The sequence below is a fragment of the Pseudomonas sp. ICMP 8385 genome, assembly GCF_002699915.1.
Lineage (GTDB): Bacteria > Pseudomonadota > Gammaproteobacteria > Pseudomonadales > Pseudomonadaceae > Aquipseudomonas > Aquipseudomonas gessardii.
The window spans coordinates 149,113-168,432 of record NZ_LKBY01000157.1 but is presented as its reverse complement, the minus strand read 5'-3'; the positions used below and the strand labels follow the sequence as shown (position 1 = coordinate 168,432).

Annotated in this window: 15 protein-coding genes; 5 read left to right on the top strand and 10 right to left on the bottom strand. The window is 60.8% G+C overall.

The genetic code is table 11. The features are described 5' to 3' along the window. Nucleotides 1-5: 5 nt before the first annotated feature. Nucleotides 6-2,699 (top strand): DEAD/DEAH box helicase, encoded by a 2,694-nt coding sequence (locus AO268_RS30745; protein WP_099170779.1) that lies wholly within the window; start codon nucleotides 6-8, stop codon nucleotides 2,697-2,699. 97 nt (nucleotides 2,700-2,796) lie between these two features. Here the strand turns inward: AO268_RS30745 and nagZ are convergent, their stop codons facing one another. Beyond that, nucleotides 2,797-3,807, bottom strand: a complete 1,011-nt coding sequence (nagZ, locus tag AO268_RS30740; RefSeq protein WP_099170778.1) for a beta-N-acetylhexosaminidase — start codon at nucleotides 3,805-3,807, stop codon at nucleotides 2,797-2,799. Nucleotides 3,808-3,947: 140 nt separating this feature from the next. Further along, a complete protein-coding gene (locus AO268_RS30735; RefSeq protein ID WP_076961271.1) occupies nucleotides 3,948-4,655 on the bottom strand; it encodes a TetR/AcrR family transcriptional regulator in 708 nt (235 codons plus the stop codon). A gap of 263 nt (nucleotides 4,656-4,918) precedes the next feature. Between AO268_RS30735 and lexA the strand changes: the two genes are divergently transcribed. Both lexA and sulA read left to right on the top strand, forming a co-directional pair. Then, entirely contained in the window at nucleotides 4,919-5,527 is a 609-nt protein-coding gene (lexA, locus tag AO268_RS30730; RefSeq protein ID WP_029300096.1) for a transcriptional repressor LexA, read from the top strand. Nucleotides 5,528-5,537: 10 nt separating this feature from the next. Continuing rightward, nucleotides 5,538-6,017, top strand: a complete 480-nt coding sequence (sulA, locus tag AO268_RS30725) for an SOS-induced cell division inhibitor SulA (protein ID WP_099170777.1) — start codon at nucleotides 5,538-5,540, stop codon at nucleotides 6,015-6,017. 148 nt (nucleotides 6,018-6,165) lie between these two features. Here the strand turns inward: sulA and AO268_RS30720 are convergent, their stop codons facing one another. From AO268_RS30720 to AO268_RS30690, 7 genes are all read right to left on the bottom strand, one after another. Next, a complete protein-coding gene (locus AO268_RS30720) occupies nucleotides 6,166-6,399 on the bottom strand; it encodes a hypothetical protein (protein ID WP_026136850.1) in 234 nt (77 codons plus the stop codon). A gap of 198 nt (nucleotides 6,400-6,597) precedes the next feature. After that, nucleotides 6,598-7,119, bottom strand: a complete 522-nt coding sequence (locus tag AO268_RS30715) for a DUF6586 family protein (protein ID WP_099170776.1) — start codon at nucleotides 7,117-7,119, stop codon at nucleotides 6,598-6,600. A 129-nt stretch (nucleotides 7,120-7,248) separates the two neighbouring features. Next, nucleotides 7,249-9,870, bottom strand: coding sequence for a type I DNA topoisomerase (gene topA, locus AO268_RS30710; RefSeq protein WP_076961268.1), 2,622 nt, complete (start codon nucleotides 9,868-9,870; stop codon nucleotides 7,249-7,251). A 114-nt stretch (nucleotides 9,871-9,984) separates the two neighbouring features. Then, nucleotides 9,985-10,221 (bottom strand): DUF1653 domain-containing protein, encoded by a 237-nt coding sequence (locus AO268_RS30705; RefSeq protein ID WP_076961267.1) that lies wholly within the window; start codon nucleotides 10,219-10,221, stop codon nucleotides 9,985-9,987. Nucleotides 10,222-10,316: 95 nt separating this feature from the next. Next, the gene (fadA, locus tag AO268_RS30700; protein ID WP_003172567.1) at nucleotides 10,317-11,492 is read right to left on the bottom strand and encodes an acetyl-CoA C-acyltransferase FadA; all 1,176 of its coding nucleotides are present in this window, start codon (nucleotides 11,490-11,492) and stop codon (nucleotides 10,317-10,319) included. A gap of 29 nt (nucleotides 11,493-11,521) precedes the next feature. Further along, nucleotides 11,522-13,669, bottom strand: a complete 2,148-nt coding sequence (fadB, locus tag AO268_RS30695; protein WP_076961266.1) for a fatty acid oxidation complex subunit alpha FadB — start codon at nucleotides 13,667-13,669, stop codon at nucleotides 11,522-11,524. Between the two features lie 473 nt (nucleotides 13,670-14,142). Continuing rightward, nucleotides 14,143-14,580 carry a hypothetical protein gene (locus AO268_RS30690; RefSeq protein ID WP_099170775.1) on the bottom strand — a complete coding sequence of 146 codons (438 nt, stop codon included), beginning with the start codon at nucleotides 14,578-14,580 and terminating at the stop codon, nucleotides 14,143-14,145. A 105-nt stretch (nucleotides 14,581-14,685) separates the two neighbouring features. Here AO268_RS30690 and AO268_RS30685 point away from each other — a divergent pair, with 105 nt between their 5' ends. After that, on the top strand, nucleotides 14,686-15,123 hold the full coding sequence (locus tag AO268_RS30685) for a universal stress protein (protein ID WP_076961264.1): 438 nt from the start codon (nucleotides 14,686-14,688) through the stop codon (nucleotides 15,121-15,123). 115 nt (nucleotides 15,124-15,238) lie between these two features. Here AO268_RS30685 and AO268_RS30680 read toward each other — a convergent pair whose 3' ends face one another. Continuing rightward, nucleotides 15,239-17,155, bottom strand: a complete 1,917-nt coding sequence (locus tag AO268_RS30680) for an ATP-binding cassette domain-containing protein (RefSeq protein ID WP_076961353.1) — start codon at nucleotides 17,153-17,155, stop codon at nucleotides 15,239-15,241. Between the two features lie 212 nt (nucleotides 17,156-17,367). On the opposite strand from AO268_RS30680, the gene AO268_RS30675 reads away from it, so the two are divergent. After that, a complete protein-coding gene (locus tag AO268_RS30675) occupies nucleotides 17,368-19,296 on the top strand; it encodes a transglycosylase SLT domain-containing protein (protein ID WP_076961263.1) in 1,929 nt (642 codons plus the stop codon). Nucleotides 19,297-19,320: the final 24 nt, after the last annotated feature.

The following is a 19,320-nucleotide window of genomic DNA, read 5'->3' as shown; positions in this document are numbered from 1 at the left end:
GCGCCATGTCCCTGCCGTCGCCGCTGACCAAGCCCCTGGCCCCTTCCTGGGCCAACCGCTTCAAGGAACAAAGCCTGGAGCGCGGCCGGCGCTACGCCCTGGAAAACCGCGTGCGGATTGTCGAGTCCGGCGACAGCACCATTATCGCCAGCTGCGAAGGCTCGGGCGGCAATGTGTATCGCCAGACCATCTCCCTGCGCGAATCGGCCAAGGGCGCCCTGATCCTGGTGGACAGCCGTTGCACCTGCCCGGTGCACACCAATTGCAAACATATCGCGGCGGTGCTGCTGCAAGTCCAGGAAACCCTGGCCTACCCGGCAGCGGCCAAGGATGCCGAGCTGCTGGAAAAGCTGCAGGCCGTGCTGGATAACCGCGTGGTCCTGCCGCAAGTGGTGCTCGAGGATGTGCAGCCTATTCCCCGGTTGTGGCTGGCCAGTATCGAGTTCAGCGCCTTTGAGCCGCGCAACGGCAAGATGCAGCGCTATATCCAGCACCGGGCGGCGCTGTCGTTCAACTACCTGGGCAACTACGTCAGCGGCCAGAAAAACGCCGATATCATGGTGCGCCAGGAGACCCAGAGCCTGCGGATCAAGCGTCACCCCGAGGTCGAGCAAGGGTTTCGCGAGCAACTGCGCCTGCTGGGCTTCAAGATCGCCACCCGCCAGAGCAAGGCCTTGCCGGAAAGCGCCGGCGAGCTATTTGAGATGGTCAATGACAGCGCCTGGCTGAACTTCACCCTCAATGCCTCACCGACCTTGCGTGCCGAGGGCTGGGAGTTGCAGATCGATGAAGATTTCGGCTTCGACCTGAGCCCGGTCGATGACTGGTACGCCAGCGTCGATGAAGTGCCGGAGCGCGATTGGTTCGACTTGGAGCTGGGGATTATCGTCAATGGCGAACGCCTGAGCCTGCTGCCGATCCTGTTGAACCTGATGCGCTCCCACACCGAAATCCTCAACCCGGAAAAGCTCGCGCGCCGCCGCGACGACGAACTGATCCTGGTGAACATCCCCGGCCTGCCCAATGGCGGCCACGGCCCGCTGCAAGTCGCCCTGCCCTATGGCCGGCTCAAACCGGTGCTGGCGACCCTCGGCGAGTTCTACCTGCAAGAGCCCGGCACCACCGCCTTGCGCCTGGCCAAGGCCGACGCCATTCGCCTCAACCCGCTGGAAGACCTGCCCCTGCAATGGGAAGGTGGCGAGCAGATCCGCAGCTTTGCCCAGCGCCTGCGCGACATCAAGGACTTCACCTGCACCGCCCCCGAAGGCCTGAACGCCACGTTGCGCCCCTACCAGCTCGAAGGCCTGAGCTGGATGCAGTCCCTGCGCCAACTGGAAGTGGGCGGGATTCTCGCGGACGACATGGGCCTGGGCAAAACCCTGCAGACTCTGGCGCATATTCTCAGCGAAAAAATCGCCGGGCGCCTGGACCGGCCGTGCATGGTGGTGATGCCCACCAGCCTGATCCCCAACTGGCTCGACGAAGCCGCGCACTTCACCCCGCAGCTCAAGGTGCTGGCGCTGTACGGTGCCGGGCGCAAGAAGCACTTCGCCCAGTTGCACGATTACGACCTGCTGCTGACCACCTACGCCCTGCTGCCCAAAGACATCGAGCAACTGGCCGCGCAGCCGCTGCATGTTTTGATTCTCGACGAAGCCCAATACATCAAGAACCCCACCAGCAAGGCCGCCCAGGCCGCCCGCGAGCTGAATGCACGCCAGCGCCTGTGCCTGAGCGGCACGCCCCTGGAAAACCACCTGGGCGAGCTGTGGTCGCTGTTCCACTTCCTGCTGCCGGGCTGGCTGGGCGATGTAAAAAGCTTCAACCGTGATTACCGCGTGCCCATCGAAAAACGCGGCAGCGACGTGCGATTGCAACACCTCAACGGTCGGATCAAGCCGTTCCTGCTGCGCCGCACCAAGGAGCAGGTGGCCACTGAGTTACCGCCCAAGACCGAGATCATCCACTGGGTGGAGCTCAACGAAGCCCAGCGCGACGTGTACGAAACCATGCGCCTGGCCATGGACAAGAAGGTGCGCGACGAGATCACCCGCAAGGGCGTGGCTCGTAGCCAGATCATCATTCTGGAAGCGCTGCTCAAGCTGCGCCAGGTCTGCTGCGACCTGCGCCTGGTCAACGATGCCACCCCGCCCGCCCGTGGCAGCAGCTCCGGCAAGCTCGACAGCCTGATGGAGATGCTCGACGAACTGTTTGCCGAAGGACGCAGGATTTTGCTGTTCTCGCAGTTCACTTCGATGCTCAGCCTGATTGAAATCGAGCTGAAAAAACGCGGGGTCGCCTATGCCTTGCTGACCGGTCAGACCCGCGATCGGCGCGCGCCGGTCAGGGACTTCCAGAGCGGCAAGCTGCAAATCTTCCTCATCAGCCTCAAGGCCGGTGGCGTGGGGCTTAACCTGACCGAAGCCGACACCGTGATCCACTACGACCCCTGGTGGAACCCGGCCACGGAAAACCAGGCCACCGACCGTGCGTACCGCATTGGCCAGGAGAAGCCGGTGTTTGTGTACAAGATGATTGCCCGCGGCACAGTGGAAGAGAAAATCCAGGCCTTGCAGCAGGAAAAATCAGACCTGGCGGCGGGCGTGCTGGAGGGTCGTACCACGGGCGACTGGAAGCTGGGCAACGAGGAGATCGAGGCGCTGTTTGCGCCGTTGCCCAATAAGCAAGAGAAGCGTTGACCGTTAGGTCGCTATCGCAGGCAAGCGCCCACATTTTGCTCTGTGAATACATTCAAAATGTGGGAGCTGGCTTGCCTGCGATAGACGCGCCTCAGCCTTATTCGATCAACTGAGCATCGCGAAGCGCACCGAGCGCCGCCAACCAACGCGGGTCCTGCTTATAGTCAGTCGACGCCATCGCCTGCCCACGCATCCGGGCAAGGCGGGCCGACGGCGTGACCTTCATGCGCTGGGCGGCACTCAGGGCCAGCTCGGCGGCCGCGCGGTCATTGCACACCAGGCCCATGTCGCAGCCAGCACTTAAAGCAGCCTCGATCCGGCTCGCCGCGTCCCCCACCACATGGGCACCGGCCATGGACAGGTCATCACTGAAAATCACCCCGTCGAACTGCAGTTCGCCGCGCAGGATGTCCTGCAGCCAACGGCGCGAGAAGCCGGCCGGCTGGTTATCCACCTGCGGGTAAATGACATGGGCCGGCATGACGGCGGCCAAGTGCTTGCTCAGGCGCGCGAACGGCACCAGGTCATGAGCACGAATCTGTTCCAGGCTGCGCTCATCATTGGGAATGGCGACGTGGGAATCTGCCTCGGCCCAACCATGCCCCGGGAAGTGCTTGCCGGTGGCGGCCATGCCGGCGCTGTTCATGCCCCGGATAAAGGCGCCGGCCAGCAGCGCGGCGCGCTCGGGATCGCCCTCGAACGAGCGTGTGCCCACCACTGCGCTGCGCTGGTAGTCGAGGTCCAGCACCGGGGCGAAGCTCAGGTCCAGGCCAACCGCCAGCACTTCCGTGGCCATGACCCAGCCGCACTGCTCGGCCAGGTATTCGGCATTGGCATTGTCCGCCAGCGCCCGCATGGCCGGCAGGCGGACAAACCCCTGGCGCAGGCGCTGGACCCGTCCACCTTCCTGGTCAACGGCCAGCAACAGGTCCGGGCGCACCGCACGAATGGCGGCGCTCAATTCCCGCACCTGGCGCGGATGCTCGATATTGCGCGCAAAAATGATCAGGCCACCCACTTCAGGCTGGCGCAACAAGTGGCGATCTTCAGCCGTCAGCCAGGTGCCGGCGACGTCCACCATCAAAGAGCCTTGCAGGGCAGCAGTCATAAATTTTCCTTGAATGACGCGCGCGCGCCACCACCTCGCCTGGTCGAGCCGGGCAAGGCGGTAGGGTGCGGGTAACGAGTTGAAATCGGCATGGGCGGCTAGCTTAGCGGATGCAAGCGGTTGCGCCCAGACGCCAGCGGTTAAACCTTGGCGGCCACGGGGACGGACTTGCTGCGCGGGCGCAGTTGGGCGGCCGCCATGGCCGCGTCGGTAACCCCGCTTTCCGCGCGCATGCCGGCCGCCAGGAACGGCACCATCAGGCGCATCACCTGCTCAATGGAGGTGTTGACGCCGAAATCGGTTTCGGCAATGGCGCGCAAGGCCTTGATCCCGGACATGCTGAACGCCGCGGCACCGAGCATGAAGTGCACGCGCCAGAACAATTCGATGGGGGGAATACGCGGGGCGGCTTCGTTGACCAGCAACATGTAGCGACGGAATACCTTGCCGTACATGTCTTCGAGGTAACGGCGCAAGTGGCCCTGGCTCTGACTGAAGGCCAGGCCCAAGAGGCGCATGAAAATCGACAGGTCGTTGCCGCTGCGCGGCTGTACCACCAGGGCTTGCTCGACGAGGATTTCCAGCAGGTCTTCCAGGCTCGGCTTGTTGTCGGGCTTGGCCTGGCGTCGCTCCAGCTCACGGTCGAGGCTAACGCAGAACGGCCCCAGAAAGCGTGAGAACACCGCCTGGATCAGGGCTTTTTTCGAGCCGAAATGATAGTTCACTGCCGCCAGGTTGACCCCGGCCTTGCTGGTGATCAGCCGCAATGAAGTTTCAGCAAATCCTTTTTCCGCGAACAACTGCTCGGCAGCATCGAGAATGCGTTCAACGGTTTCCGACTGGGCCATGGCTACTCCGCCTGACAAACACTTGTTTGAAACATACGTTTCACCTTGTGCAATGTCAAGCCTGCAGGTCCGTTTTCCGGCCGGGCAGTCACCCGATTCGCACCTATTTAATCACATCTTCAACAACCTGTAGGCAGCGCTGTCTCCAGGCTTTGCAAGGGCCGACAGATGACCGTCCGGCGGAGTCGGCAAAAACGATGATTGCCAAGCGCAGTTCACTGTATATAATCCCAGTCACTGTATAAAAAGACAGAGCGATCAACATGCTAAAACTGACGCCACGCCAAGCTGAGATTCTCGCTTTTATCAAGCGCTGCCTCGACGACAACGGCTATCCGCCGACCCGGGCAGAAATCGCCCTGGAGCTGGGGTTCAAATCCCCCAATGCTGCCGAAGAACACCTGAAGGCCCTTGCTCGCAAGGGCGCGATCGAAATGACCCCGGGTGCATCCCGTGGCATTCGTATTCCCGGCTTTGAAGCCAAGGCCGACGAATCGACGCTGCCGATCATTGGCCGGGTCGCTGCCGGTGCGCCGATTCTGGCACAACAGCACGTCGAGGAATCCTGCAATATCAACCCGACCTTCTTCCACCCTCGCGCCGACTACCTGTTGCGGGTCCATGGCATGAGCATGAAGGACGTGGGCATCTTCGACGGTGACCTGCTGGCCGTGCACACCACCCGCGAAGCGCGCAACGGCCAGATCGTCGTGGCCCGCATTGGCGACGAAGTGACGGTCAAGCGCTTCAAGCGCGAAGGCAGCAAAGTCTGGCTGCTGGCAGAAAACCCCGAGTTTTCGCCGATTGAAGTCAACCTGAAGGATCAGGACCTGGTGATCGAAGGCTTGAGTGTCGGCGTTATTCGCCGCTAACGGAGGCATCATGCAGTTCCCACACGCGCAACAACACACACAACTGCCGCTGTTTGAGGCCTTTTTGGCCCAGCCACTTGCCCCCCTCCTCAGCGAGGCGGTGGAGTCCCCATGGACCGCCCCCGCTGAACCTGAGGTATTCAGTGAATTGTCGTTGCGCGGCGCTGCCGGGAACTGCCTGAGCCTGCTGGCGCCGATCCTGCGCGAATTGAGCGAGGAGCAGGACGCCCGCTGGCTGACCCTGATCGCCCCACCCGCCAGCCTGACCCAGGCCTGGTTGCGCGATGCGGGCCTGAACCGCGAGCGTATCCTGCTGTTGCAACCACGCGGCACCCAGAGCGCTCAGCAACTGACCTACGAGGCATTGCGCCTGGGGCGTAGCCACACCGTCGTCAGTTGGCTAAACCCGCTGGGTGCTTCGGCCAAGCAGCAGTTGATCAGCGCAGCGCGCACGGGCGATGCACAAAGCTTGAATATTCGATTGGGATAAGCCCGAGACTGGCGCGCAACGCGTTATCGGGAGCACTGCAGGTCGTCCGATTGCAGCCTGACGTCAGGTCAGTGCCTGCGATGGACACAAGGCTTCTACAGAACCAAGAAGCCGATTGAGTATTTGAATCTTAAAACGACAAACGGGCTCAGTGAAGAACCCGTGGACCGTCGTCTTTCTCTGGTTCGCCTTCAGCCAGACGCCCCGCCATCTGCACACCTACGCTCAACATGGCTTTTGCCACTTCCACGTGCTGGCCTTGCAGGAACGCCTTGGCGTCTTCGGAAAAGTCCAAAGTCACCAGAGAACCCTCGTCCTCAGCCCTGCGCAGCTCGATTCGGCCGTCGGGCAATTCAACAATTTCCAGAAAGGACGTTGGCATAAAAATCTGTTCTCCACGAAAGGCCGGCATTATATCAGTCATCAACGCGGCCTCGCTCAGGATCTGAACAGCTTTCTTTACGGCTTGATGAATGGTCTGTAGGCGTTGGCTTGCCAGCGATAGCGCTCTGGCAGTCAACTTGGCATTGCTTGATCAATTGTTATCGTCGGCAAGCCGGCACCTACATTGTCCTGCCGATCAGCACTCGTTCAAGCCATCCCGAAAGCGGATCGCCAGCTTCTTCAGCTCCTGGCGCCAGCTCTCCAACTCAGCCCGGCTCAGCGGCTTCGGCCCTTCTTCTTCCAGGCTAACCGCAACGATCAACGGCTGGGTCACATCGCCCTTGGGCTTGTGCGGCACACGCGGCGGCTGGAACAGCGCCGAATGGGCAGCCAACAAGCGGGCCAGCCAACTGTCAGGGCTGCGGGCCATTTCCACCAGTTCGGCCAACTCGGGGATGGCCATAGACTCGAGCACCTCACGGGTCAGGATATCCTCGGCCCGAGGCGCATTCGCCTGGGGCAGGCGATAAAATCCGGCAATTTCATGGCACAACCCCAGCAAAGCCCCATATAGATGGAACAAGGCCGACTCTCGCCCCGCCTGGACCAGCGCAATAGCATTCATCTCCTTCCCGTCCTCGGCACGACCAAGGGCTTCCAGGGACAAACCCGCGAAGTAAATTTTCTGGTTGGTACGGGTATAGAGTTCGTTGGCCATGACGGCAGTCTCCACAACGACATAAACGTGATGCTGGCTGAACAGTGTCACGGATGAGACAAGCCCACTGCAAGCACAAAACAAAAGGCCGCCTGTGAAGGCGGCCTTTATTTCAATGCAGGAGCGGGATCAAGCGCCCTGGCGCTTGTCCTCCACCTTCCACTTGCCACCGTCGTAGAACGCCTTCCAGCCCGTAGGCTTGCCGTCCACCTCGGTCTGCACGTATTGCTCCTTGGTCTTGCGGCTGTAGCGGATCACGGCCGGACGACCGTCGGGATCCTTCTTCGGCGCTTCGCACAGGAAGTGGTACTTGGGATCGATCTCATCCTTGTGCGGCACGATTTCCAGCACCAGGGGCGCACGGGTCTCGCGGTTTTTCGGGAACTGGCTGGCGGCCAGGAACAGGCCCGAAGCGCCGTCACGCAGGATGTAGGTGTCGTTGACCTTCTCGCACTTGAGCTCGGGCATCTTCACCGGGTCCATCTTCGGCGGCGCCGCGTCACCACTTTTCAGCAGTTTGCGGGTGTTCTTGCAGGTTGGGTTGGTGCAACCGAAGAACTTGCCGAAACGGCCGGTCTTGAGTTGCATCTCGCTGCCACACTTGTCGCACTCCAGGCTCGGACCTTCGTAGCCCTTGATGCGGTAGGTGCCCTCTTCGATCTCGTAGCCGTTGCAATCGGGGTTGTTACCGCAGATGTGCAGCTTGTGCTTCTCGTCCAGCAGGTAGGCATCCATCGCCGTGCTGCAGATCGGGCAACGGTGCTTGCCACGCAGCACCAACGACTCGGATTCACCCTCGTCGTCGGCAGCAATTTCATCACCCGGTACCAGGTTGACCGTGGCCTTGCAGCGCTCTTTGGGCGGCAGGCTGTAGCCCGAGCAACCCAGGAACACCCCGGTAGACGCGGTGCGGATCTGCATCGGCCGCCCGCAGGTGGTGCACGGAATATCCGTCATCACCGGCTGGTTGGCGCGCATGCCGTTTTCCGGGCTCTCGGCGACTTCGAGTTTTTTCTTGAAGTCACCATAGAATTCGTCGAGTACGTTTTTCCAGTCGCGCTCGCCCTGGGCCACGTCATCGAGGTTCTCTTCCATGCCGGCGGTAAAGCCGTAGTCCATCAGGTTGGAGAAGCTCTCGGACAAACGTTCGGTAACGATATCGCCCATCTTTTCCGAATAGAAACGACGGTTATGCAGGGCCACGTAGCCACGGTCCTGAATGGTGGAGATGATCGCCGCATAGGTCGAAGGACGACCGATCCCGCGCTTTTCCATCTCCTTGACCAGGCTGGCTTCCGAATAACGGGCCGGCGGTTTGGTGAAGTGCTGGCTCGGATCAAGCTTGATCAGCTTCATCACATCGCCTTGGGCCATATCCGGCAGCACATCGTCATCGCCCGGCTTGGCGATTTGCGGCATTACGCGGGTGTAGCCGTCGAACTTGAGGATACGGCCCTTGGCACGCAGCTCGAAGTCCCCAGCTCCCACCGTGACGGTGGTGGACAGGTATTGCGCCGGCAGCATCTGGCAAGCCAGGAACTGGCGCCAGATCAGCTCGTAGAGGCGCTCAGCGTCACGTTCCATGCCCGTGAGCTTGCTTGGCTCGGTATTGGCATCGGAGGGGCGGATCGCTTCGTGAGCCTCTTGTGCGCCTTCCTTGCTGCTGTAGACGTTTGGCTTCTCCGGCAGGTACTTCTTGCCGAACTCGCTTTCAATATAGGTACGCGCCATCGCCACCGCGTCCACCGACAGGTTGGTGGAGTCGGTACGCATATACGTGATGTAGCCCGCTTCGTACAGACGCTGGGCCATCATCATCGTCTTCTTCACGCCAAAGCCCAGGCGGTTGCTCGCGGCCTGTTGCAGGGTGGACGTGATGAACGGCGCCGACGGCTTGCTGCTGGTGGGCTTGTCTTCGCGCTTGACGATGCTGTAGCTGGAAGCCTTGAGCTTGTCCAGCGCAGCCATGGCCTGGGCTTCGTTGAGCGGCTTGAAGGCCTCGCCTTTCTCGCGGGCCACGTCAAAGCGCACGGTAGCGCCCTTGGCGGTACCGAGGTCCGCGTGGACTTCCCAGTACTCTTCAGGGTTGAACGCACGAATCTCGCGCTCACGCTCCACCACCAGCTTGACCGCTACCGATTGCACACGGCCAGCGGACAGGCCACGGGCGATCTTCGCCCACAGCAGTGGCGAGACCATGTAGCCGACGACGCGGTCGAGAAAGCGCCGCGCCTGCTGGGCATTGACGCGGTCAATGTCCAGTTCGCCCGGCTTGGAGAAGGCTTCCTGGATCGCCTTCTTGGTGATCTCGTTGAACACCACGCGTTTATAGCGGCTGTCATCCCCACCGATGGCTTCGCGCAGGTGCCAGGCAATGGCTTCCCCTTCGCGGTCCAAGTCCGTCGCCAGATAAATGGTGTCGGCATCCTTGGCGAGCCGGCGCAGCTCCTCGATCACCTTTTCCTTGCCCGGAAGGATTTCGTACTTGGCCTTCCAGCCATGATCCGGGTCCACACCCATGCGCGAGACCAGCTGCTTGCGCGCCTTCTCTTTAGGCGAGAGCACCGGACCTTCGCCCGCAGCCGCCTTGCCGCGCTTGGCAGCAGGCTCCTTGCTGGCGCTAGCCGAACCGCTGGTGGGCAGGTCTCGGATATGGCCGATACTCGACTTCACCACGTACTCGTTGCCCAAGTACTTGTTGATGGTCTTGGCCTTAGCCGGGGATTCCACAATGACCAGCGATTTGCCCATGGATCGGAAAATTCCTGAATTCGAGAAGAGAAAGGCGGTTGGCGCCTGACGCGGCAACGCTATATATAGTGGCAACACAGTGAGGTCAAGCGCGGCATTGCGCGCAACCTGCCGTTATTGCCCTGAAAAAAGACTGGGTTCGACCTGCACCAAAGCAAAGCGCGGGACCTGCTTGCCGTCAACTTCAACGGTCTCCAGGAACATGCTCAAGGGGCGTACCCAAAAGCCGTAATCGCCATACAACGCTTGGTAGAACACCACTTCTTCTTCGGTCTCGGAGTGCCGCGCCACATTAAAAACGCGGTACTCGGGACCTTTATAATGCCGGTAGAGCCCTGGTTCGACTTGCATGCTCTGGCCCTCTTACAAAATTTGTTAAAAAAAAATTAAAAATTCCAAAAAACAAAAACCGGGGCACTGGGCCCCGGCTTCCGTCAACCCAACGCTTAGACGCGTTCGAAGACGGTGGAAATGCCTTGGCCGAGACCAATGCACATGGTTGCAACCCCAAGGTTGCCGCCATTTTGCTTCATCACGTTAAGCAAAGTACCGGAGATACGCGCACCGGAGCAACCGAATGGGTGGCCCAGGGCAATCGCACCGCCGTGCAGGTTAACCTTCTCGTTCATCTTGTCGAGCACTTTCAGATCTTTCAGCACGGGCAGGGCCTGTGCGGCGAAAGCTTCGTTGAGCTCGAAGAAGTCGATGTCGGAGATGCTCAGACCTGCGCGCTTCAAGGCTTTTTGTGTGGCCGGTACTGGACCATAGCCCATGATCGCCGGGTCCACACCCGCCACGGCCATGGAACGGATCACTGCCAGAGGCTGGATCCCCAGGTCCTGGGCACGCTGGGCCGACATCACGATCATGCACGAAGCACCATCGGTGATCTGCGACGACGTACCGGCTGTCACGGTGCCGCCCTTTGGATTGAACGCCGGCTTCAAGGCCGCCAGGCTTTCCAGGGTGGTGTCTGGACGAATGGTTTCGTCGTAGTCGAACAGTTTCAGGAAACCGTTCTCGTCGTAGCCGTTCATCGGGATGATTTCATCCTTGAACTTGCCTTCCACGGTGGCCTTGTGGGCCAGTTGGTGGGAACGCACGCCGAATGCATCCTGGGCTTCACGGGTGATGCCGTGCATCTTGCCGAGCATTTCCGCGGTCAGGCCCATCATGCCCGAGGCTTTTGCCGCGTACAGCGACATGTGCGGGTTGGGGTCGACGCCGTGCATCATGCTGACGTGGCCCATGTGCTCCACGCCGCCGACCACAAACACATCACCGTTGCCGGTCATGATCGCCTGGGCGGCTGTGTGCAGCGCGCTCATCGACGAGCCACACAGGCGGCTGACGGTCTGGCCGGCAGCAGTGTGCGGGATCTGCGTCATCAAGGAGGCCATGCGCGCGATGTTCCAGCCCTGCTCCAGGGTCTGGTTGACGCAGCCCCAGATCACGTCCTCGACTTCGTTCGGGTCGACCTTGACGTTGCGTTCCAGCAGTTTGCTGATCAGGTGCGCCGACATGTCTTCGGCACGGGTGTTGCGGTGCATGCCGCCCTTGGAGCGGCCCATCGGAGTACGACCGAAGTCGACAATCACGACGTCTCTTGGATTCAAGCTCATAAATATTCTCGCTCTAGTCGTTTGGGCGCTTAACCGAAGAAGCTCTGGCCGTTCTTGGCCATCTCGCGCAGCTTCGCGGTCGGGTGGTACAGCGGGCCCAGATCAGCGTACTGATCAGCCAGGGCAACGAACTCGGCCACACCGATCGAGTCGATGTAACGCAGCGCACCGCCACGGAATGGAGGGAAACCAATGCCGTACACCAGGCCCATATCGGCCTCGGCGGCGGTTTCGACGATGCCGTCTTCCAGGCAGCGCACGGTTTCCAGGCACAGGGCGATCATCATCCAGTTGATGATGTCCTCGTCGGACACTTCACGCTGCTCGTAGACGATGGGAGCCAGCACTTCGTGAACCGATGGGTCGGCAACTTTCTTCTGCTTGCCCTTCTTGTCGGTCTCGTAGGCGTAGAAGCCCTTGCCATTCTTCTGGCCCAGGCGCTTGGCTTCGTAGAGTGCATCGATGGCCGAGCGACGGTCGTCTTTCATGCGGTCCGGGAAGCCTTCAGCCATAACGTCGCGACCGTGGTGGCCGGTGTCGATACCGACCACGTCCATCAGGTACGCCGGGCCCATGGGCCAGCCGAATTTTTCCATGACCTTGTCGATCCGCACAAAGTCCACGCCAGCGCTGACCAGCTTGGCGAAACCGCCGAAGTACGGGAACAGCACGCGGTTGACCAAAAAGCCCGGGCAGTCGTTGACCACGATCGGGTTCTTGCCCATTTTCTTGGCGTAGGCAACGGTGGTGGCAACGGCCAGCTCGCTGGACTTCTCGCCACGGATCACTTCCACCAGCGGCATCATGTGCACCGGATTGAAGAAGTGCATGCCGACGAAATTTTCCGGGCGCTTGAGGGCCTTGGCCAGCAAGGTGATGGAAATGGTCGAGGTGTTGGACGCCAGGATCGTGTCTTCTTTGACCTGGGCCTCAACTTCAGCCAGTACCGCCTGCTTGACCTTCGGGTTCTCGACAACGGCTTCGACCACCAGGTCGACGTGGCCGAAATCACCGTAGGACAGCGTAGGACGAATGCCGTTAAGCACTTCAGCCATTTTCGCAGCGGTCATGCGGCCTTTATCAACGCGGCCTACCAGCAGCTTGGCGGCTTCGGCCAGGCCTTGCTCGATCCCGTGCTCATTGATGTCTTTCATCAGGATCGGCGTGCCTTTGGACGCCGACTGATAGGCAATACCGCCGCCCATGATCCCGGCGCCGAGGACGGCAGCCTGTTTCACGTCTTTGGCGATGGCGTCGTAGGCCTTGGCCTTTTTCTTCAGTTCCTGATCGTTCAGGAACAGGCCGATCAGGCTCTGTGCAGCCGAGGTCTTGGCCAGTTTGACGAAGCCGGCGGCTTCGATCTCCAGGGCCTTGTCGCGACCGAAGTTCGCGGCTTTCTGGATGGTCTTGATCGCTTCGACCGGGGCCGGGTAGTTAGGACCCGCTTGACCGGCGACAAAACCCTTGGCGGTTTCAAACGACATCATTTGTTCGATGGCGTTGAGCTTGAGTTTTTCCAGCTTCGGCTGACGCTTGGCCTTGTAGTCAAATTCGCCGCTGATGGCGCCCTTGATCAGGTTCAGTGCCGCTTCTGCGAGTTTTTCCGGGGCAACCACAGCATCCACGGCGCCCACTTTCAGCGCGTCTTCAGCACGGTTTTCCTTGCCAGCGGCAATCCACTCGATGGCGTTATCGGCACCGATGATGCGCGGCAGGCGCACAGTACCGCCGAAGCCCGGGTAGATGCCCAGCTTGACTTCCGGCAGGCCGATTTTCGCGCTGGAGGCCATGACGCGGAAGTCCGCGGCCAGGCACATTTCCAGACCGCCGCCCAGCGCGATGCCATTGATCGCGGCAACGGTCGGTACGTTGAGGTCTTCGAAATCGCTGAAAATCTTGTTGGCTTCGAGGTTGCCAGCCACAAGCTCGGCATCGGGCAGCTTGAAGTTGTCGACGAATTCGGTGATGTCGGCGCCGACGATAAACACGTCCTTGCCACTGGAGACGATCACACCCTTGATCGATGCATCAGCCTTGATGGTGTCTACGGCCTGACGCAGTTCGTTCAGGGTTAGACGGTTGAACTTGTTGACGGACTCACCCTTGAGGTCGAATTTCAATTCGACGATGCCACTTTCAAGAGCCTTAACCGTGATGGCTTTACCTTCGTAAATCATCAACTGATCTCCACGATATGGAAGCTGAACAGTACACATCGGACGCTGGCCCCTGGTCGGGCATTGATCATGTCGTCAATGCTCACGCCAACGCGCCAGGCACACCCGCCAATGCGATAGTCGGGATTATGTATGAGATGCCTTACAGACAAACACTCAATTCATACGCCCGTTTGATTTGGGTACGCCACCTTCAGCCAATTCCAGGCAATTGTCAATCGCCCGAAAGAGCCGCTAAAACGCGACTTTTCAGTCATTTCAGAACCGCCAAGACGAATCAATGCGCAGGTATTCACAGAATCAATAATCGAAAAAGCCTGGAAAGTGCCTGTACAGCGGCAGATATCCGGCTAGGCTAGCGGCACGTTTGAACGCCTGGGCGAATGCACGGCGCGATGGATTGCACAATTTACCGGCCTGCCTGGCCAACTCCAGCCCGATGATGATGTCGGGCTTTTTATTGCGGCGAGGTATCAGGCCAGGGCCTTGAGCAAGGTGTTGATGGCCTGTAAGTCACTGAATTCGCCCTTCTCGCCCCAATACAAGGCAATCATTTGCCCGTCGGCTTCGATTTTGTAGACGTTATCGGGCAGCGTTGCAAAATGCGGCAACAACTTCTCGTCAACGCAGATTTCCTGCCATTGATTGACCCACACACCCGGCTCCAGTTGCCAGTAAACCCACAGTGCGGGTTTGCTGCCGCGCCGTGGCCGACAGTACTGCGCACAAGGGCTGGGCGGCTCCTGCTTGAGCCAGTGCGGCCATTCCTGGGGCGACAGCTGCATGGCCAGGCCGATGCGTCGCGCTTCCATGCGCAGGGCCATGCGCCCGCTCTGGTGGCGCGAGGGGCGCAGCCAGGCCAGGGGGCTCAAGACCACGAGAAGGATTGACACCACTATCCAGACCGTCATATGTGTACTCCCGAATTTCTAGATGAGCGGATTTGACCTGACTCAACCCCATCCGCTTGAAAGCAGCCATACTGAACTTATTGCAGTCCCCTGGAGGAACGCCTCATGACTTACGAACATATTCTGGTCGCCGTGGACCTGACCGAAGAGTGCGATCCGGTGATCAAGCGCGCCATGGCCGTTGCCGGCGATAGCGCCAAGCTATCCCTGGTGCATATCGTCGAACCCATGGCCATGGCCTTTGGCGGCGACGTACCGATGGACCTTTCGCAACTGCAACAGCAGCAGTTCGACCAGGCCAAGGAGCGCCTGGGGCGGCTGACCGATAAGTATCCCGCGTTGAAAGCAGAGCAAAACCACCTCAAATATGGCCAGCCGCGCCAGGAAATCCACGAACTGGCCAAGGAGCAACAGTGCGACCTGATCGTGGTGGGCAGCCATGGCCGTCACGGCCTGGCGTTGCTGCTGGGCTCCACTGCCAACGATGTACTGCACGGCGCACCGTGCGACGTACTGGCAGTGAAGCTGGTAAAAAGCTCGTAAGAACACTGCAAATCAAATGTGGAGGCTGGCCCGCCCCCACATTTTGACCGTATTCATAGAGAAAACCCGGTACTCATCAACATGAGCACCGGGTTTTTTATTGCCGCGAAATCATTCAGGCATCCAGCTCGGCCCAACGCTCAACCAATACTTCCAGCTCCTGGTTCAGCTTCTCCAGGGACTCGATGACCTTGGCCGTTTCCGCCGCAGGACGCAGGTAGAAACCCGCGTCAGCCATTTCGGCCTCCACGGCAGCGATCTGCTGCTCCTTGGCGTCGATATCACCCGGCAAGGCTTCCAGCTCACGCTGCAACTTGTAGCTGAGCTTTTTCTTGGCCGCCGGCGCAGCGTCCTGAACAGGTTCGGCAGCGGCAGGTGCAACCACCGCAGAGTTCAAGTCGGCCTTGCCAGACTTGCTCTCGGTCACGCCCAGCAGGCGCGGCGAGCCGCCCTGGCGCAGCCAGTCCTGGTAACCACCGACGTATTCGCGCACTTTGCCCTCGCCTTCAAAGACCAGGGTGCTGGTGACCACGTTGTCGAGGAATGCCCGGTCGTGGCTGACCATCAGTACGGTGCCGTTGAAGGTCAACAGGACCTCTTCCAGCAGTTCGAGGGTTTCCACGTCGAGGTCGTTGGTCGGTTCGTCGAGCACCAGCAGGTTGGCCGGTTTGCTGAACAGCTTGGCCAGCAGCAGGCGCGCACGCTCACCGCCAGACAGGGCCTTGACCGGCGTGCGGGCACGTTGCGGGCTGAACAGGAAGTCGCCCAGGTAGCTCAGCACGTGGCGGCTCTGGCCGTCGATATCGATAAAGTCGCGGCCTTCGGCGACGTTGTCGATCACGGTCTTTTCCAGGTCCAACTGGTGGCGCAACTGGTCGAAGTAGGCCACGTCGATGCGCGTGCCCTCTTCCACGGTGCCGCTGGTCGGTTGCAGGCCGCTGAGCATCAGCTTGAGCAAGGTGGTCTTGCCAGTGCCGTTGGCCCCCAGCAGGCCGATGCGGTCGCCGCGCTGCAAGACCATGGAGAAGTCCTTGATCAGGAACGGGCCGTCCGGGTGATGGAAGCTGACGTTCTCCAGGACCATCACCTGCTTGCCCGACTTGTCGGCGGTATCGAGCTGGATATTGGCCTTGCCGGTGCGCTCGCGACGTTCGCTGCGCTCCACACGCAAGGCTTTCAGGGCGCGTACGCGGCCTTCGTTACGGGTGCGGCGGGCCTTGATGCCCTGGCGGATCCACACTTCTTCCTGGGCCAGTTTCTTGTCGAACAGCGCGTTGGCGGTTTCTTCAGCGGCCAGGCTGGCTTCCTTGTGCACCAGGAAGCTGGCGTAGTCGCCGTTCCAGTCGATCAGGCCGCCGCGATCCAGTTCGAGGATGCGCGTGGCGAGGTTCTGCAGGAAAGAACGGTCGTGCGTGATAAACAGCACGGCGCCCTGGAAGTCCTTGAGGGCTTCTTCCAGCCAGGCAATCGCGCCGATATCCAGGTGGTTGGTCGGTTCGTCGAGCAGCAGCAGGTCCGGTTCGGATACCAGGGCCTGGGCCAGCAGCACGCGGCGACGCCAGCCACCGGACAATTGGGCCAGGGTCTTGTCGGCCGGCAGTTGCAGGCGGCTCAGGGTGCTGTCGACCAGTTGCTGCAAGCGCCAGCCATCACGGGCTTCGAGGTCTTGCTGGACGTGCATCAGTTTGTCCAGGTCTTCCTCGGTGACGCAGTTCTGCGCCAGGTGATGGTATTGGGCAAGCAGTTCGCCCACGCCGTCGAGGCCTTCGGCAACCACGTCGAACACGGTCCGTTCGTCGGCCACCGGCAATTCCTGCGGCAATTCGCCGATCTTCAGGCCCGGCGCGCGCCACACGGAGCCGTCATCGGGCTTCTGGTCGCCTTTTACCAGCTTCATCATGCTGGACTTGCCGGTGCCGTTGCGGCCGATGATGCACACCCGCTCACCACGGGCGATCTGCCAGGACACCTTGTCCAACAACGGCATAGCGCCGAAAGCAAGGGACACATCGCTGAATTTGAGCAGGGTCATACGCTTCTCCAAAAACTGGGCGCGCATTCTACCTGAGTTGGGGGGTGAAGCGGCCGGCATTTTCATGCCCGACACGTTCTGTAGGACATTTCTTGAGAACTTCAGCGAAGCGCCCTGCAAAGCTTTCACCGGCTGTAGGCAAAAGGCTAAGCTAGGAGCAATCAGTGTCGGCGGCGCCGGCACTAGTCCTGATTTCTTTGCACGGACGTCTCATGCGCAGTCGCCTTTTCAGCTTTTTATCTTGCCTGCTTCTTTCCTCCACCGCCGTCCAGACCGCCCAGGCAGTGGACCTGACCACCCAACGCCAATATTACGACCAGGCCAAGCGCGCCCTGGCCAAGGGTGACACCGGCCCCTATATGCAATACCGCCAGGCCCTGGCCGATTACCCGCTGACGCCGTACCTGGCCTACGACGAACTGACCGCCCGCCTGAAGACCGCGAGCAACCAGGAAATCGAACAGTTCCTGGCCAAGCATGGCGACCTGCCCCAGGCCAACTGGATGAAACTGCGCTGGTTGCGCTGGCTGGCCGAGCGTGGCGATTGGCAGACCTTTGAAAAGTACTACGACGCCAAGCTCAACTTCACCGAACTGGACTGCCTCCACGGCCAGTACCAACTGAGCCACAACCTCAAGGCCGAAGGCTACAAGACCGCCGAAGCCCTGTGGATGACCGGCAAATCCCAGCCGGCCGCCTGTGATGCCACCTTTGGCCAGTGGGCCGCCGCCGGGCAATTGACCGAACAGAAAATCTGGGACCGCGCCAAGCTGGCCGCCGAAGCCCGTAACTACCCGCTGGCCAACAGCCTGGTGAAAACCTTGCCGACCCTGGGCGCCCAGGGCCGCCTGATGGTGGACGTGGCGCAAAAGCCCACCCTGCTCAGCGACCCATCGCGCTTCCTGCCGGCCACCGAAGCCATGGCCGACGCCGTCGGCCTGGGCCTGCGCCGCCTGGCGCGCCAGGACCCGGAACAGGCCATGGCCCTGCTGGATGGGTATGCCAGCAGCATGCACTTCTCGCGCGGCGAAAAAGTGTCCATCGCCCGGGAAATCGGCCTGACCCTGGCACGCCGCTACGACCCCCGCGCCCTGGACGTGATGAGCAAATACGACCCGGAACTGCGTGACAACACCGTCTCCGAATGGCGCCTGCGCCTGTTGCTGCGCCTGGCCCGCTGGGAAGATGCCTACCAGTTGACCCGCAAGCTGCCCCAGGACCTGGCCACCACCAATCGCTGGCGCTACTGGCAGGCCCGCGCCCTGGAGCTGGCCGAGCCGAAGAACCCGCAAGCGCTGGTGCTGTACAAGGGCCTGGCACGGGAACGGGACTTCTATGGCTTCCTCGCGGCGGATCGCTCCCAGGCCCCGTATCAGTTGAATAACCAGCCTCTGGTCATGAGCCACGCCCTGGTCAACAAGGTGCGCAACACCCCGGGTGTGCGCCGCGCCCTGGAGTTTTATGCCCGTGGCCAGATCGTCGACGGCCGCCGTGAGTGGTATCACGTCAGCCGCCACTTCAACCGTGACGAAATGGTCGCCCAGGCCAAGCTCGCCTACGACATGAAGTGGTACTTCCCGGCGATCCGCACCATCAGCCAGGCCAAGTACTGGGACGACCTGGACATTCGCTTCCCCATGGCCCACCGCGATACGCTGGTGCGTGAAGCCAAGGTCCGTGGCCTGCATTCGAGCTGGGTGTTTGCTATCACCCGCCAGGAAAGCGCCTTTATGGATGACGCCCGTTCCGGCGTCGGTGCCAGCGGCCTGATGCAACTGATGCCCGCCACCGCCAAGGAAACCGCGCGCAAGTTCAGCATCCCGCTGGCGTCACCGCAGCAGGTGCTGGACCCGGACAAGAACATCCAGCTCGGCGCCGCCTACCTGAGCCAGGTGCACAGCCAGTTCAACGGCAACCGCGTGCTCGCCTCCGCCGCCTACAACGCCGGACCCGGCCGCGTACGCCAATGGCTGCGCGGCGCCGATCACCTGAGTTTCGACGTGTGGGTGGAAAGCATCCCGTTCGACGAAACCCGCCAGTATGTGCAGAACGTGCTGTCTTATTCGGTGATCTACGGGCAGAAGCTCAACTCGCCACAGCCGTTGGTGGATTGGCACGAGCGTTATTTTGATGATCAGTAAAAGCAGCCGAAAGCTGCACGCTTG

Excerpts from the sequence above, each read along its gene's own strand:
- AO268_RS30680 (WP_076961353.1), bottom strand. The coding sequence starts at position 17,155 with ATGACCCTGCTCAAATTCAGCGATGTGTCCCTTGCTTTCGGCGCTATG.
- AO268_RS30715 (WP_099170776.1), bottom strand. The coding sequence starts at position 7,119 with ATGGCCAACGAACTCTATACCCGTACCAACCAGAAAATTTACTTCGCG.
- AO268_RS30745 (WP_099170779.1), top strand. The coding sequence starts at position 6 with ATGTCCCTGCCGTCGCCGCTGACCAAGCCCCTGGCCCCTTCCTGGGCC.
- fadA (WP_003172567.1), bottom strand. The coding sequence starts at position 11,492 with ATGAGCTTGAATCCAAGAGACGTCGTGATTGTCGACTTCGGTCGTACT.
- AO268_RS30690 (WP_099170775.1), bottom strand. The coding sequence starts at position 14,580 with ATGACGGTCTGGATAGTGGTGTCAATCCTTCTCGTGGTCTTGAGCCCC.
- topA (WP_076961268.1), bottom strand. The coding sequence starts at position 9,870 with ATGGGCAAATCGCTGGTCATTGTGGAATCCCCGGCTAAGGCCAAGACC.
- AO268_RS30705 (WP_076961267.1), bottom strand. The coding sequence starts at position 10,221 with ATGCAAGTCGAACCAGGGCTCTACCGGCATTATAAAGGTCCCGAGTAC.
- AO268_RS30720 (WP_026136850.1), bottom strand. The coding sequence starts at position 6,399 with ATGCCAACGTCCTTTCTGGAAATTGTTGAATTGCCCGACGGCCGAATC.
- sulA (WP_099170777.1), top strand. The coding sequence starts at position 5,538 with ATGCAGTTCCCACACGCGCAACAACACACACAACTGCCGCTGTTTGAG.
- AO268_RS30735 (WP_076961271.1), bottom strand. The coding sequence starts at position 4,655 with ATGGCCCAGTCGGAAACCGTTGAACGCATTCTCGATGCTGCCGAGCAG.
- AO268_RS30675 (WP_076961263.1), top strand. The coding sequence starts at position 17,368 with ATGCGCAGTCGCCTTTTCAGCTTTTTATCTTGCCTGCTTCTTTCCTCC.
- fadB (WP_076961266.1), bottom strand. The coding sequence starts at position 13,669 with ATGATTTACGAAGGTAAAGCCATCACGGTTAAGGCTCTTGAAAGTGGC.
- AO268_RS30685 (WP_076961264.1), top strand. The coding sequence starts at position 14,686 with ATGACTTACGAACATATTCTGGTCGCCGTGGACCTGACCGAAGAGTGC.
- lexA (WP_029300096.1), top strand. The coding sequence starts at position 4,919 with ATGCTAAAACTGACGCCACGCCAAGCTGAGATTCTCGCTTTTATCAAG.
- nagZ (WP_099170778.1), bottom strand. The coding sequence starts at position 3,807 with ATGACTGCTGCCCTGCAAGGCTCTTTGATGGTGGACGTCGCCGGCACC.